9 protein-coding genes are annotated in these 15,747 nt (G+C 47.6%); 4 read left to right on the forward strand and 5 right to left on the reverse strand.

Annotation, left to right across the window (positions count from 1 at the left end):
- Positions 1-2: 2 nt before the first annotated feature.
- The gene (locus HP555_RS12600; protein ID WP_199262931.1) at positions 3-1,358 is read left to right on the forward strand and encodes an IS5 family transposase; all 1,356 of its coding nucleotides are present in this window, start codon (positions 3-5) and stop codon (positions 1,356-1,358) included.
- Positions 1,359-1,420: 62 nt separating this feature from the next.
- Here the strand turns inward: HP555_RS12600 and HP555_RS12605 are convergent, their stop codons facing one another.
- Together HP555_RS12605 and HP555_RS12610 are read right to left on the reverse strand one after the other, a co-directional pair.
- A complete protein-coding gene (locus HP555_RS12605) occupies positions 1,421-2,533 on the reverse strand; it encodes a hypothetical protein (protein WP_199262932.1) in 1,113 nt (370 codons plus the stop codon).
- Between the two features lie 237 nt (positions 2,534-2,770).
- Positions 2,771-4,660: a response regulator gene (locus HP555_RS12610; protein WP_199262933.1), complete on the reverse strand. Its 1,890-nt coding sequence runs from the start codon at positions 4,658-4,660 to the stop codon at positions 2,771-2,773.
- A 1,424-nt stretch (positions 4,661-6,084) separates the two neighbouring features.
- Here HP555_RS12610 and HP555_RS12615 point away from each other — a divergent pair.
- Positions 6,085-8,409, forward strand: a complete 2,325-nt coding sequence (locus tag HP555_RS12615) for a PAS domain S-box protein (protein WP_199262934.1) — start codon at positions 6,085-6,087, stop codon at positions 8,407-8,409.
- Positions 8,410-8,624: 215 nt separating this feature from the next.
- Here HP555_RS12615 and HP555_RS12620 read toward each other — a convergent pair whose 3' ends face one another.
- The 3 genes from HP555_RS12620 to HP555_RS12630 all read right to left on the reverse strand — a co-directional run bounded on the left by HP555_RS12620 (position 8,625) and on the right by HP555_RS12630 (position 13,731).
- Positions 8,625-9,707, reverse strand: a complete 1,083-nt coding sequence (locus HP555_RS12620) for an IS5 family transposase (protein ID WP_199261908.1) — start codon at positions 9,705-9,707, stop codon at positions 8,625-8,627.
- A 202-nt stretch (positions 9,708-9,909) separates the two neighbouring features.
- Positions 9,910-12,414, reverse strand: a complete 2,505-nt coding sequence (locus HP555_RS12625) for a DNA internalization-related competence protein ComEC/Rec2 (protein WP_199262935.1) — start codon at positions 12,412-12,414, stop codon at positions 9,910-9,912.
- A gap of 3 nt (positions 12,415-12,417) precedes the next feature.
- Positions 12,418-13,731: a 3-deoxy-D-manno-octulosonic acid transferase gene (locus HP555_RS12630; RefSeq protein WP_199262936.1), complete on the reverse strand. Its 1,314-nt coding sequence runs from the start codon at positions 13,729-13,731 to the stop codon at positions 12,418-12,420.
- Positions 13,732-14,009: 278 nt separating this feature from the next.
- Here HP555_RS12630 and HP555_RS12635 point away from each other — a divergent pair, with 278 nt between their 5' ends.
- Both HP555_RS12635 and HP555_RS12640 read left to right on the forward strand, forming a co-directional pair.
- Positions 14,010-14,474 carry an Lrp/AsnC family transcriptional regulator gene (locus HP555_RS12635; RefSeq protein ID WP_199262937.1) on the forward strand — a complete coding sequence of 155 codons (465 nt, stop codon included), beginning with the start codon at positions 14,010-14,012 and terminating at the stop codon, positions 14,472-14,474.
- A 9-nt stretch (positions 14,475-14,483) separates the two neighbouring features.
- A complete protein-coding gene (locus tag HP555_RS12640) occupies positions 14,484-15,743 on the forward strand; it encodes a diaminopimelate decarboxylase (RefSeq protein WP_199262938.1) in 1,260 nt (419 codons plus the stop codon).
- Positions 15,744-15,747 lie beyond the last annotated feature (4 nt).

A 15,747-nucleotide genomic window follows, 5' to 3' on the forward strand; every position in this document is an offset into this window, starting at 1 on the left:
CGATGCAGCCGAAGAAGCAGATTTCCAGCCCCCAGTTGGACATGTTCCGTAACCGTCGGGAGAGTATTCTCAACCATCGTCATGAGTTGTACCAGCTAAGCAGACTGATTGACTGGGGAGTGTTTGAAAGCGAGTTTGGCAAGCTGTACTCTGAGGAAGGCCGGCCGGGGCTCCCGATTCGTTTGCTCGTAGGCCTGACCTACCTGAGTCATGCGTTCAACACGTCGGACGAAGAGACAGTACGGCGGTGGGTGGAGAACCCGTACCATCAATATTTCTGCGGGGAAGAGTACTTTTGTCATGCGTTACCGATCGATCCGTCTTCGTTGAGTCGCTGGCGGAAGAGGATAGGTGAGCAGGGATCGGAATTGATCCTGAAGCTGACTGTGCAGGCGGGCTTGGCGAGTGGAGCGGTTGCACCGACGAGTTTGGCGCGGGTCATTGTTGATACGACTGTTCAGGAAAAGGCCATTGCGTTTCCGACCGATTCACGATTGTACAACCGCAGTCGGGAACGACTGATCAAGTTGGCTGCGGTTTGGGGCATTCGTCTTCGGCAGAGTTACTCCCGTCTTGGACGTCAGGCCTTGTTGAAGGCCGGCCGGTATTTTCACGCCCGCCAAACCCGAAGAGCCCGTCGGGAGGTAAAACGGCTGAAGACCTATCTGGGCAGGGTGTATCGGGACATTGTGCGCAAGATCGAAGGGCAGCAGGCGCTTGGCCCTGTTTTTCATCCGGAGCTTATGCTGGCGGGGCGGTTGTTGACGCAGCAGAAACAGGACAAGAACAAGCTCTACAGCCTGCATGCACCGGAAGTCGAATGCATTGCCAAGGGCAAGGCACACAAGAAGTACGAGTTCGGGGTCAAGGTGAGCGTGGCCACCGCCAATCGAGACAACTTCGTGGTGGGCATGTTGGCTGAACCTGGCAATCCCTATGATGGCCACACCCTGGGCAGGGCCATTGAGCAGGTGCAGCGGATCACGGGTTGTTTGGTTGAGCGCAGCTTTGTTGACCGGGGTTACCGTGGTCACAACCTCAAAGACCCGCAGGTCTTGATCTCCGGTCGCAGACAGGGGATGACGCCGCAAATGAAAAAAGAACTGAAGAGGCGCAGCGCTGTTGAGCCGGTGATCGGTCACATGAAGACGGACGGCAAGCTTGGACGCAATTACCTGCTGGGTACGTTGGGTGACACCATCAATGCCCTGCTTTGCGGCGCAGGGCACAATATCCGCCTGATCCTCAAGAAGTTGAGGGAAAGGTTGTTTCTTCTTTTTACCGGATTGCTTTTGGCCCTCTGGTGCCGCTTCGATGGGCAAAAAAAGGGTGCCGGAGCGATCGTCCCGGCAATATGAAAAAAGGCTTTTTCAAGGACGACTACCTATGCCAGCCTATCAGGTGTTCACACGGCAAAGGATCAAAGGTGCGGCAGAACATCACAAGAAATCCGTGCATTATGGATGGTGGTATTCCGCACATCCAGAGAGCCGAGCCATCGACTGCCTGATGGCCGACGCAATTGCGTTTTCTGATCAGCAAGACCTGTGCAAAACACCAGCTCTTCTGCAACCTCCAAGAACTGTTTTCGACTTGCTATTATCGCGCCACTGAGGGCTGCAACAAGTGAAGGCATCGAACAGGCCGGCAGTTCGCAGCCTTTCCACCCTCCCGGCAGCTTCATGAAAAAGCGAATGCCCTGACACTGCACTCTGTTACCCATCACCACCTTTTGTTGAATATCTTGCGGGCGAATGGGTGGACGTGAAAAATCAATGATGACCGCTGATCCAGGAATCCGTTCATGTAGCTGACATTCCATGAAATCTTTACCCCGCGGGAGAAGATTAATGACAATATTCACATCGCTGAGCTGTCTGTTTGCTGCCTGCTCATCACTCAGTTTGACATCACCGTTTCTCGCATACCTTACATCAACCATTGTCAACTGATACCCTCCGCAACTGAGATAGTGCTGGAGTTCCTCTCCAAGCTCGCCCCCCCCCACTATTGCAACGGATACCTGCCATGGTCTTTTCTTATCTGCAGACAGGATGTGATCCATTGCCGCCTTAATGCTGAACAAGTTGCCATTCATGCTGCTGTAAAAGGGGTGCACCATGGGAATGCCGTGTCTTTTTTCAAATATAGGTCCGAGCTGGCCGGCCAATCCTATGGTTTTTGCCCCGGAAAGCTTCTGGACCCAGTGCATCCGACGCATAATCCGTTCTACGATGTAGCGGTTTTTTTTACGCATCAACTCCAAGGCCTGATCCGGAATAACAAGATACACTCCCATGGGAAGCCACCCATTCATGATAAGTCCGGCCGGCGTTGGTCGTCCTGAGAGAAAATTTCGTAACATCTTAATATCAGGACAGAAATCTAAACATTCACTTTTGTCGGTCGGATAGATTAAAAACAATGTCTTCAGCAGACCGCTGCGGCCCACCAACCAGATCAACAACCAGATAGGCCACCGTAAAACAACTGCAAACATCATGAAAATGAACTGACGAAAAAATCGAATCATACCATCCTCCTCGTGAATTTGTTGTAAGCTCCGGTCTGCTGCTGAAAAACATCCTGTGCAAACCCTATCTTCCTTATCGGTACTTTAACGAAAACACCTTATCCCGGATTCTGATCAGCACTTTCTTCAATTCGGAAAATCAGTGACACCTTGGAACAATGACCTTGAAATGCAAAAAAAAAGCCGCAGTGTCTTCATGACGCTGCGGCTCGGCCTTACCAAAATACCAAAAATCTTCTAACTCTGTATAGTTCCATAAATTATGGTACTCAAATTCTCAAGTGTATAGGGTTTTTGTATGTAACCGTTCGCCCCCAGATCCATTGCGATTCGTGTTCGTTCAGTTTCGGCGTAACCGCTGACAATAACGACTTTTTGTTCAGGTCGAGTTTCAAGAATACGCCGATAGGTATCTAAACCGTCTAATCCTGTTCCCATGATCATGTCAAGAAGGACAAGGTCCACAGCGTGGTCTTTCAAAAATTCAAGCGCTTCTTCTCCACTGGAGACCGTCTCCATTGTATACCCAAGAATACTCAGTAACTTCTGTCCGAGTATGCGCTGCTCCGGTTCGTCATCAACCAAAAGCAAGGTCTCTCCATTGCCTCGCATGATCGCAGGCAACTGTTTTGTGTCTGGTTCGTTCTCAACACCTTCATGAACAGGCAGGTAGAGTGTAATGGTGGTTCCCCTGTCGGCCTGACTCACCACATCCAGGTATCCGTCCAGGTCTTTTACCGTCCCCCACACCACGGTCATCCCCAACCCGGTTCCACTGTGCCCGATCTCCTTGCTGGAATAAAAGGGTTCAAAAATCAGATTCAAGCTTTCAGCGGGAATGCCGATGCCGTTATCCGTGATGATAAGCAACACATATTGACCGGGTTGAACAGTCTCAAACCCGTAAACAGGGTGATCAACATACCGGTTTTCAGTTTTCAACAGTATTTTTCCTTCGTTCGTCACCGCCTCAAAGCTGTTGACAAGAAGATTCATAATTACTTTCTCAAGGTGGACAGCAGAGCCGAAAATGTTGTGTAGATCCGGATCCAGATCAACGGTGAGAACAACATCAGGGTACTGATTCTGAAGCGAAATATACTCAAGGCTCTGCAGGTGAGTGGTGATGATATCATTTAAATAAACATTCTCTTTAATGGTTATTGCCCGTCGCGCTAATGCCAGGAGATCCTGAACGATTGCCGCGGCCTTCAGGCCGGCTCGACGGATGCTTTGCAACGGCCCTCGCATTTCATCATCCGGGGGCAACTTCAGCAGAAGTAATTCGGGATAATTAACAATTCCTGATAACACATTGTTCAGATCATGAGCCACACCACCGGCCAGCCGACCTAAAGTCTCCATTTTCTGGGCCCTGAGCAGATCAGCTTCCAGCCGGGCCTGCTCCTGTTGTGCTTCCTCACGCTCTTTAATCTCAATGCGAAGCTGTTCATTGGCCTGCTCCAACTCTTCTGTTCTCTGACTGACCCGCAGCTCTAAATTGTTTCGACTTTCCTGCAGTTCTGCTTCCTTTATCTGAAGTTCCTGTACAGTTTGAGACAGCAGCTGCTGTTTATCAAACATTGCTTTCCACGATTCATAGCGACTTTTTTCCACAAGAAATGCCAAAACACAGACGACCAGATAACTGGGAATAAAACGAATGGCAAAATCCCGTGTGTACACATTCAGAAGATCAGAGGACAGATCAACGGCAAGAAAACCCGCGCAGAAGGCACAAAGAACCAGAGCAGCAGCTATTCCCTGCAACATACCAAGCAGGTATAAAGAAAGCAGAGGGAAGGTATAAAGCCACATGAACGCAGTTGCACTCACACCTCCGATAAAAAACAGGACACAGAAGAATACGCCGATAGCAAACACTCCGACCCTGGATGCGGTTGGCTCATCACCGGTTTTATACAGATAAACAAGGAGAAGAAAAACAAGGGATGCGGTAACAAAATCAGCAAAGGCGAGCCACACTGCATTCTGAACAAATGCAACCACGCCCATGGCAACGAGAAGAAAAATACCGAGACCGAGAAAAACAGACAGAAGCAGAACCCTTCGTATGGTTTCACTATCACTGTCTTTATGCATTTTATTGAAAGGGAAAACATGCATCACTGTTATCTCATACCTCTTGAAGAAAAAGGGATGTAAACGCTCCGGGTCAGGAAACTCATCTCTTACACTGTCTCATGTGATACAACGTTTTGAAAACAAATGTTTTTTATTTGTACATGCTACTTTCAGCCTGTGACGAAACAGCGCTGATAAGATCGTTTAACATCTCCATGTGCAGTGTTTTACGGATTGAGAAGCCCATTGACCGCTTCAATCCCTGGAGTGTGTGGTCGGCATCCTGACAAGCAATCTGCCCGGTTCGATAGACAGTATCGTATTGGAACATCATCAATAACAGGATATTTTTTTTGATTCAGCTTTTGCTTGTGTCTCTCTGTCGTTTTTTATCGGAAAAATTCAACAAACAGGTGCCGATAAAACAGTTTACTGTGAAAAATCATCTCTTTACCTGTACTCTTTTTTAGATAATTCTGAAATATCGAAAGACTGGCGGAAATTATAAGACAAGGGCTTATTGTCTGCCCTTCGACAACTCGTCAACAGCGGCCAACTGGATCTTTTTGTCATGATGCGTTGCTTTTTTCATCTTCCGAGGCGCATCAAACTGTTCTGATAAGGTTCTCCTGTTTATCTGGAGCAGGGACTTCCAACCCAGGCTGTCTATCCAAACTATGTTCTATGGTATAGGCAGCGACCGATCCGGTCAATCTTCTCCTCCCTCCTGTATTCGGTTTTCTGTGGCCTGATAATGAGCCTCATCCAGCCGGATATCTGTTCTACTCGTTTGCGTTTCTACTGGTTTTCAACAGAACGCTTCAGCCGTGGACAGGTGGAAAATCGGCAGAAAAAGTATTGGGATTAAGCTATTGCGTCAGTATCTGATGATCGCACTGAATCGTATAGAGGATTTGCAACAGCAGGGAACAAAGCACTTCTCCGGATGGAATCGAAGGCATTTTATTTGTGAGCTGAGCCCTGGAGAGGACGAGAAGAGTTTGACCAACCACCTCGCCCCAAACCTTACCTGCAGAGAAAGCACGAAAAGGATCTATGCTTACAGGTAACGCTTTCAGTGCATATTTTTTTCTTTGCCTCAGATCAGGTTATCACTGTAACAGGTCGTTTTGCTGTATCACCTTTTGGACAGTTCTTGTATGGCCTCCCTTAAACCGTGACGCATTTGTGCTGCCGGCACTGAGAAGGATCATGCATACTGTGTCCAATCAAAAGCACTCCTGAAAAACTCTTTATCCATCTGGCAAAGAAAGGCTGGCCGGAAACATGGTCTCGAATAGACGGTGTCTGTTCTTTTAAATACAGGCCGGACTTTGTCTCTATGGTATATTGAAGAAACAGTATAAAAATCCATGGCAAACAAGTAAACACCAGCTCCATGAAACGGCCGGGAAACTTAAAGCTACTCATATTGAAAAATTTCACAATACCGATGCCAAGAGTATATGCATAAGAGCGAATTAACATTGTTTATTGAGATATATGAAAATGCAAGCATTCCAATTGCTTTAGCTCAAATGAGCAAAGAAATACCTGGAATAAATGAAGGTGTCTATATCAACAAACATGATATTGATCACAAGGAGACAGATAATATTCTTATCTGGATCAATAAATCATTTAATAAGTTATTTAATAACGAAGATCATATATCAAAAGAACATAATAAAAACGAAAAAATTATTATATTCAGTCGCTACTTATCTGATTATATTAAATATAACAAAAATTATGTATCAGAAAACATTTCGTTTGAATACGTCTTAAATGATGAGAATCATATCCGTAAGCTTATGGTAACGGCAGATATACTCGATGCAAAAAAATATATATATCAAATATATATCTTCGATATAACAAACTATTTCAACACAGAAGTAATATTTAATGAATTTATCAATAAACACTATCTATTATTAAAATATATCAGTGATTCTATAGTATTATTCGATACAAATGATTTCAATATAATAGAGGTGTCAGAAAAACTCTATTCATTGATTGATGAACAAAGATCATTTGCTGGTGTTCACATATCTTACCTTTTTGACACAGATAACTATAATCTGTTCACAGACTTTTTATATAAAAAAAAGAAAAATATATACAAAGACGATGAAAAGATAAAACTGTTTATATCCTCTAAAAACGGAACACAAGTTCCTGTTGAGCTGAATATATTTCACTCAACATTTGATAACAACAATGTAGCGCAACTGGTAATCAGTGACCTTCGAGACATATTTAAACTCGAAGAGGGGAAAAAATTACTGGCAACAGCTATTGATCAATCTGCAGAATCGATAGTAATAACAGATGTTAATGGAAATATACAGTATGTCAATCCATGCTTTGAAAAGATAAGTGGTTATTCAGAATATGAGGTGTTAGGAAAAAATCCGAAATTTCTGCAATCCGGGCAGACGCCTCATGAGACCTATAAATTGATGTGGCATGAAATAAGTCATGGACGGGTGTGGCGCGGGATATTGGAGAACCGGGCAAAAAAAGGAACGATCTACAAGGAAGATGTCACTGTAACTCCAGTTAAGGATCATAACGGAATTATAACAAACTTCGTTGCAGTGAAAAGAGATATCACACAAAATCTCATGCTTGAAGAACAAGTCCGTCAATCGCAAAAAATACAGGCCATTGGAACTCTGGCAGGCGGGATAGCTCATGACTTCAACAACATCCTCACTGCTATTGTCGGCTACACTGAACTCTCCATGGCACTGTGCGAAAAAGACTCGTTAATGCACAATAACTTGAATGAAATAATAAAGGGAACCGACAGAGCAGCGCATCTCATCTCTCAAATAATGACCTTCAGTCGTAAGAGTGAAAAAAACATCTCAACCATTGAACTGGATGCAATCGTTCAAGAAGTTGTCAGTCTGATGAGGGTGCTTGTTCCTGACAATGTACAGATACTGTACAAAAATTATGAGAAATTCCATGTAAAAGCTGATCCGACCCAGATGCATCAGGTGATAATGAATCTCTGTACAAATGCATGCCAATCTTTAGAGGGTACCCCTGGAACCATTTCCATAAAACTTTCCAAAACAGAACTCTCCCATAAGAAGGGTGTTGAAATAGGCAATTTACCGAAAGGATCGTACATCTGTCTGCAGATAGAGGATAATGGGGCCGGCATACCTAAAGAGTATCTGCATAGAATTTACGAACCATTCTTTACAACAAAAAAACTGCATCAGGGCACAGGATTAGGCCTTGCTGTTGTTTATGGCATTGTTAATGATCATCGAGGTGCAATACATGTGGACTCAACTCCCGGCAAAGGAACTGTTTTTACAATTTACCTTCCCGAAACAGCTGCTCCAAATGGAGTATCCAGAACTCTTACACGTCCTGCGGGTAAAACTCACCAGGGCATCATTTTAATAGTTGATGATGAAGAATCCAATGTTAAATTTATCTCCCAGATATTAATACACCTCGGATACAAGGTCATATCTTCTCATTCATGTGCAGATGCGCATCAATTATGCAAAGATAATCAGTATAATTTTGACCTTGTCATAACGCATCAGGGAACAACAGAGTTCAGCGGCTCCGATCTTATCCAGCACATTACCCACTTTAATCCGAAAATTCGCGTTATCTTCTGTCTTGGTTATGGTGAAGACATTTCCACAGATGATTATCCCCACCTGGATATCGTTGGCTTTCTACGCAAACCTTTAAATGCACATCAGTTAGTTCAAGAAGTTACAAAGGTTATGCAGATGGATCGACAGTAATTAAAATTTCTCCAGACAAATACGGCTTTCCTGCTACAGACAGCAAAAAAAAAATCTAACAGGCTGTTGAAAAACAGGAAAACATGAGACAAGAGTTGTTTGTTTGCCCTTCGATAGCTCTTTGACAGTGAGCACTTGACCGTTTTTCGTCATGGTGTGTTGCCATTTTTTGTTTTCTGAGGCGCTTCAAGCCGCTCTGATGAGGATTTCCCCTCCTACCCGGAGGCAACTACCCCCAGATTACGCATTCGGACCATGTTGTAGGCTGCCGCTGAGAGCGTGAAGAGCCAGTCAATCTTTTCCTCACCCTTGTACCTGGCTTTGCGCAACCAGGCGACGGTCTTCATCCAGCCAAATATCTCTTCCACCCGTTTGCGTTTCTTCCGACTCACGGCATAACCTGCATGACGGGTGGTCCGGCCATCGATGGCGGAGCCTTTGACTTTCTGTGCTACATGTGGAGTAACGGTCAGGCTGCGCAGGTCATCGACGAACTCCTTGCAGTCATACCCTTTGTCCGCGCCGATGGTGACTCGATGTGTGCCCGGAATATCCGAAGCCATGGAAAGGGCGGCCTCGCGCTCCGCCGTCCCGGTTGCCTGGGTCAGGCGGGTATCGACGACCAAACCGTTCCGATTTTCCATCAGCACATGCCCCATGAAGCAGAGCCTGGCCTCCTTGCCTTTTCCTTTTCTGAACAGCCGGGATTCTGGATCGGTGACCGATGCGTGCGTGTCATTGCGACGCTTTTTCCCGTGGAAATCCACTGCCGGATTGCGGTTGCCGCCGGTAGAGACCGGAGGCTCCTCATCTTTGGGCCGAAAGCTCTTCAGCGATGCCCACGTTTCGATCAGTGTGCCGTCAACGGTGAAATGGTCGTCAGACAAGAGTCCGGCTGCCTCGGCTTGGGAACAGATGGATCGCAAGAACATCACCGCAAGATCACTGTGCAGAATGCGCTCCCTGTTTTTGGAATAGACGGAGTGATCCCAAATTGCTTCATCCATGGACAGGCCGACAAACCAGCGAAAAAGAAGATTGTAATCAAGCTGTTCCACCAACATCCGCTCGCTCCGGATCGAATAAAGGATTTGCAGCAGCAGGGAGCGAAGCAGTTGCTCGGGCGGAATCGATGGTCGTCCTGTTCGTGAGTAGAGTTCCCGAAACACGGGAGAGAGTTCCTTCAGCGCTTTATCAGCCATGATTCGGATAGGGCGCAGGGGATGCGTTTGGGGAACCCGGGATTCGGGGGAGAGATAGCTGAACAATTTTTGTTGCTGAATGTCAGGACCGCGCATATTTCCACCTGTTTGTCAGTTATTCCAATTGGTTGGATAATACACGGTATTGTTTTACATGTCCCGTTGTTTATGAGTTTTTCAACAGCCTGCTAAACCATTACCAACAGACTCTCTACCAACAGGCGATTCATACAAAGACAGGATTTTTATTCTTGTTTAAACATGCAAATCCGGACAAACAGTCCGTCCATGCATCACATCACTTAGAAAAATCATATTTCTTTCCACCAAACGTGCTGACTCGCAGTCTTTTTTTATCACTTATGCACTCAACGGTCCCATCTTGTCCAGTGATCAGCACCTGGATGTCTCTTTGCCGCCAGGTGCGTACATGCTCCGAGTCGGGAAACCTCCCATACCGCCGCTGACTCGCTGAAACCACAATGAACTTTGGATTGACTGCCTGCAGAAACGCAGGCCCTGTCGAAGTTTTACTGCCATGATGAGGGGCCAGTAAAATATCCGCATCAAATTGAAGACGATTCCGCAGCAGTATATTTTCAGCAACCAGCTCAATGTCTGCTGGAAAAAGATAACTGTGGTCACCGGACTGCAAGCGAAAAACCAGGCTGCGGTTGTTGATACTCAACCGGGAACCGGTGCCTCGCAGGCCATTCATACCAAGGCAGGTAAAGGTTACGTCTGCACTGTGACGAATCACCTCTCCTGAGTTGGCTGTATGCAGGGGTATTCCCTTTTGCTCCGCCAACTGGAGAAGATGCGTGTAAGCCGGCTCCTCCCCTCTTTCACCGTTGACAATGAGTCGGGTTGGGGAAAACCGCTCTACAATAAACGGCAGGCCATTGTAATGGTCTTCATGGGGATGACTGATAATGACATCGTGCACACGCCAGATTCGCCTACCCCACAGAAAAGGAGCAATAAGGCTTGAACCGGGATTAAACAGATCAGACTGAGAACCGCCTCCGTCAACCAGGGTATTGGTACCGTCTGGAAACTGTATCAATGTTGCAGATCCCTGACCAACATCAAGAAAACTGACAGATAAGGGTCTGTCTTTTTCCTTCAACCATAAAGAAGAAGTAAAAGAACCCAGGAGAAGGAAGGTAAGGGTCATGGCGGCAAGACGAGGGACAACAGTTGACCCTTGCCGAAACCAAAGGATAGCCGCCCCAAAAAAGACTACAATCTCAACAAGGTGTGGAGTTATGGTCCACAAAGAGGTGTAAGGAAACCGCATTATTGCTTCGGACAACCACAGGGCAAGTGCAATCCCCGGTTGACCAGCCTCCAGGATCCATACGGCCACATCCGGGACAAGCGGGATCAACGGTACGGCCAACAGCCCACATGGCAGAGCCCACAGACAAAGCAACGGTTCTATGAGGAGATTCATGATCGGCCCAACAACAGACACTCGGTTAAAATGGTAGAGCATAAACGGTAAAGTCCCTATTGTTGCTGCAATGGAAACGTAGAACATGGACTGTACAAACCGTAAAGCAGTCATCATAAAAGCGGTGGTCGCTTGATCCGATGGGTTTTCTGCAAACAGGGGAAGTCGTGGATAGATAAGATTGATTGCCAGAACCGCAGCAAAAGACAGCTGAAAAGATGGGGTAAACAGAGCCAGTGGATTGAAGGCGAGTACAATAAGGGCAGCCGCAGCAATCAGATGAACGAGGGTTTGCTGTCGACGAAGAAGAACTGCATAAAGGACGAGAAGGGCTGTAATGAGTGATCTGATCGTGGGGATGTTGAATCCGGCAATAAACGTATACAAGATGAGTATTGGAGCCGTCAGAAGAAGCGCAACCGTCGGGACATGGGTATGCACGAGCAGCCATGTGCTGCGTTTCAGGACAAAGGTGAAGACTCCAACACAAAAAAAGCCGAGCAGACTAAAATGCAGCCCTGAAATAGAGAGTATATGAAAACAGCCATTTGCCTTGAATGCCTCCATGGTATCGGGCGAGATATTTGCCACAGAGCCGATCAAGAGTGCCTGATAGATCCCGGAAACCCGGCTGGGCAAGTGCTGATCAAGAAAGTTGGCGGTGTTCTGTCGCACCTCCTCCAGTCGGTAGACTATAGCCTGCCAACCGGAAATCCGCCCTCCGGACAGAGGTATGATCTCTTGCTGAGAGCCTATCCATCCTGAACAGTGAATCCCCCTGCTGGCCATCTGCAGACGATAGTCAAATGCGCCGGGAGTCTGATAGTTGCGGACTCGATCAACCGTTGCAATAACCATGACTTTTGTTCCCGGTACATATCGAGAGCTGATCTCTTCACGTATGGAAAGCAATACTGAACCGCGAACTGGTTGAAAGGCGGTATCCTGATCAGAGCTATGGAAGAGTACGGATTCACAATCAAGCGTAAACCTGGTGCGTTCGTTGTTGGTTTCCAGCATGGTCGCAATGTTACCGGCCAGGGTAACTTTGGCCGGTTGAGCAACAAGCTGTGCAATGTGATGGGAATCCGTGACAGGTTGCAGTGCCCCATGGGTGTGCAGAACCCCTGATACCATGAAAAAAGGGAGCGCAATAAAAAACCGGAATCGGGACTGGATACACAGCGCCAGAAGAAGGCAGAAAATCAGCAGAGCCGGAGCGATGACATTGACAGGCAGTGGAGAAAGAAAATCATTGAACCAAAAGGCACAACCAGCCCCGGCCATGTAGCAGACAACAACGCTTATCAGCAGGTTGTCAGAACAAAGACGGGCCAGCCTGTTCATTGTTTATCGGTTAACAGCACCGGTGTCCAGGACTGTTTGAATACTCTGCAGATGCCTGTCGACCACACCACGGTTCAGTTCGACATACCGCCAAGCGGACTGTGCCATTGATTGGTGCACAGCTGCACTGGTCAGGATGTGCTGCAGAGCGGTGTACAGTTCATCTGTGGCAACAACCTGCTGTGCTCCGCCGGCCTCAACCAGTCCAGCGGCCACTTCGCTGAAATCTTCCATATGCGGACCAAAGAGAACAGGAACACCGGCTGACGCCGGTTCAATGGGATTATGACCACCTTCGGCAACCAAACTGCCGCCGACGAAAACCACATCAGCCATAGGGTAGCATGCCACCAGCTCACCAATGGTATCAAGAATGAGCAGAGGTCCCCGGCCCGTCCTATCCTCACTCCAACAACGGGTTGAAAGCCCGAATTGGTTGGCCAGTGCAACGATCTCCTGTCTTCGTTCAATATTTCTGGGGGCCAACAGGAGCTGGAGATCGGGCAAAGAGGTACGAAGCCTAACCAGCACCTCAAAAATTACAACCTCCTCGCCTCGATGAGTAGATCCGCAGATCCATAGAGGGGCAGCCGGAGCAAACCCGTATTGTTGTTTATTATCACTAATATTTTCCTGAGCACTCTGCCCTGCTTGCAGATGACTGGTATCAAATTTAAGATTACCCAGACTCTTCACTCGGCCGGCATCCAGGCCGAGGCTGATGACAGCAGCAGCATCGGCTTCGGTTTGCATAGAGAGAAGGGTAAAGGTGGCAAACATTGGTCGAAAGAGCGCCGAAAAACGTTGATAGCGCTGAAACGATGCACTGGAAATCCGCCCATTGACCAAGATGGTTGGAATACCCTGCCGGGCCAGAAAGTGCAGCCAGTGGGGCCAGAAATCGGTCTCCACCAGGATAAAGAGATCCGGTTTGATAAGCCCCGTGAAGAAAGGCACAACAGGTCCCACATCAACAGGTGCGTCTACGATCAGAACACCGCTATCAGGGTCAAACAGTTTTCGAGCAATGTCCATCCCGGAGCGGGTGGTGACGGAAAAAATAATATTGGCGTCAGGATAGCTGTCACGCAGTCCCCTGACCAGAGGCAAGGCTGAGGTGACTTCACCGACCGACAGCGCATGAATCCAGAAATTACGTGCCGACGAGGACGATAATTGGGCCAACTGCTGCTTGAGCTCCCATCCCAACCGTCGCACAAGTCGACCTCTGTACTTTCTGCGGATGGCAAGACAAAGAAGCAGCGGTAATGCCAAGACTGTGAGCAGGCCGGTACTTATTTGGTAAAGAAGACACATGAAAGAAACCCTCCTGGTAGCATGGATACATTCTGGTCTTTTGATACCAGCATCCACTCTACCTGTCGAATACAACGTGCGCCACAAACCCTCCTGCTTGTTTATTCGCTGAATCCGTCAACATTCAGAACGTTTTCAACAGATATTGACACGATCCTGAATCATTCTCTTTTGACAGCCGGTTAAAACGCTTTTTATTCTTGTACCTCGACCCGGAACCGAGTAAGTTCCATACACTTCTTACTACAGTTTTTCTGACAACAGGGAGCAAGGTCTGCATGCTCGATGCAATTAGCCTGAAAATTTTAGAAATCCTTCAGAAAAAGGCACGGACACCCAATATTGACGTCGCTCGACAGGTAAAAATGGCTCCCTCAGCCGTGTTGGAGCGAATTCGTAAAATGGAACGTCAGGGGATCATCAAAGGCTATGAGGTCCGCCTTAATCCTGAACAGTTTAATCGTTGCCAGATCGCCTTTGTTCGAGTTCTTACCCGATCGGTTGGCGATCAACCACTGACCGGCGAGCGACTGGCCGCCATACCGGAAGTGATGGAAGTCCACTTTGTGGATGGTGAAGACTGTTATCTTGTCAAGATACGGGTTGCGGACACCGCTGAATTAGCCACTGTTATTCGAGAAAAAATTGCCAATATCGACGAGGTTGTAGCTACAAAAACCTCCACAGTCTTAAATACCTACAAAGAAACCACACGCTTCCCCATCCACAGTTCAGCCACATGAGGAAATACCATGCCCATGTCTCAAGAGTTCAAAAAACGACTTTTTCCTGTTTTGCCTGCCATCACCGCCCATTTTGGCACACCCTTTCATATATACGACGAAATCGGCATCCGCAAAACAGGACAACAACTGCAAGCAGCTTTTGCGGACATTCCTGTATTCCGCGAATACTATGCCGTTAAAGCACTCCCCAACCCAGCCATCTTGTCAATCATGCAGAACATGGGATTCGGGTTTGACTGCAGCTCGATCACAGAGCTTATGCTGGCCCGAAGCCTGGGCGCAAGGGGGCATGAGATCATGTTCACCTCCAACAACACCAGTGCCGATGATTTTGCAGCAGCAGCAGCGGCGGACGGTGGCTGCATTCTCAACCTTGACGATATCTCACTCATTGACAAAGTGCCGCAGATGCCGGAACTGATCTGTTTTCGCTACAATCCGGGCCCTCGCCGGATCGGCAACGACATCATCGGCAAGCCTGAGGAGGCCAAGTACGGGGTCAGTCACGAGCAGATCATCGAGGCCTATCGTCGGGCACAGATGAAAGGGGCTAAGCGATTCGGCCTGCACACCATGCTTGCCTCAAATGAACTGGACTACAGTTACATGGTACAAACGACCGCCATGCTTTTTGAGCTGGTGGAATCGATCAGCCAGGAACTGGATATTACCTTTGATTTCATCAATATCGGCGGTGGCCTGGGAATACCCTATCTTCCGGATACTGCCCCCCTGGACATCAAGGCCATGGGTAAAGAGATTGTCTCCCTGTTTGGTGGTTTTGCCGACAAACATGGCTACTGCCCTGCTCTTTTCATGGAGAGCGGCCGGTATATGACCGGTCCGCACGGAGTAATGGTCACCACCGCAATCAACCGGAAAGACATCTATCGAACATATATCGGTGTTGATGCCTGCATGTCGGCACTGATGCGACCGGCCCTGTACGGTGCGTATCATCACATTGACGTGTTAGGCAAAGAGGGGGGAGCAACCGAAACCGTCGATGTGGTGGGGTCACTCTGTGAAAATAATGATAAGTTTGCCATCCAGCGATCTTTACCCGAAATTGTTGACGGTGATATTCTGATCATCCATGATTCCGGTGCGCACGGTCATGCCATGGGGTTCAACTACAACGGCAGGTTACGCCCTCAGGAACTGCTGCTCCGTCAGGATGGCAGCGTTGCTCTTATTCGACGAGCAGAGCGGCCGGAAGACTATTTTGCAACCCTGCAGTTTGAAAACAACGTGTTGCAGCTGTAATGAG

Origin of the sequence: Desulfobulbus oligotrophicus (assembly GCF_016446285.1) — a bacterium.
GTDB lineage: Bacteria > Desulfobacterota > Desulfobulbia > Desulfobulbales > Desulfobulbaceae > Desulfobulbus > Desulfobulbus oligotrophicus.

Coding starts and splice junctions, on each gene's coding strand:
- HP555_RS12600 (WP_199262931.1), top strand. CDS start 3: ATGCAGCCGAAGAAGCAGATTTCCAGCCCCCAGTTGGACATGTTCCGT.
- HP555_RS12605 (WP_199262932.1), bottom strand. CDS start 2,533: ATGATTCGATTTTTTCGTCAGTTCATTTTCATGATGTTTGCAGTTGTT.
- HP555_RS12610 (WP_199262933.1), bottom strand. CDS start 4,660: ATGCATGTTTTCCCTTTCAATAAAATGCATAAAGACAGTGATAGTGAA.
- HP555_RS12615 (WP_199262934.1), top strand. CDS start 6,085: ATGCATAAGAGCGAATTAACATTGTTTATTGAGATATATGAAAATGCA.
- HP555_RS12620 (WP_199261908.1), bottom strand. CDS start 9,707: ATGCGCGGTCCTGACATTCAGCAACAAAAATTGTTCAGCTATCTCTCC.
- HP555_RS12625 (WP_199262935.1), bottom strand. CDS start 12,414: ATGAACAGGCTGGCCCGTCTTTGTTCTGACAACCTGCTGATAAGCGTT.
- HP555_RS12630 (WP_199262936.1), bottom strand. CDS start 13,731: ATGTGTCTTCTTTACCAAATAAGTACCGGCCTGCTCACAGTCTTGGCA.
- HP555_RS12635 (WP_199262937.1), top strand. CDS start 14,010: ATGCTCGATGCAATTAGCCTGAAAATTTTAGAAATCCTTCAGAAAAAG.
- HP555_RS12640 (WP_199262938.1), top strand. CDS start 14,484: ATGCCCATGTCTCAAGAGTTCAAAAAACGACTTTTTCCTGTTTTGCCT.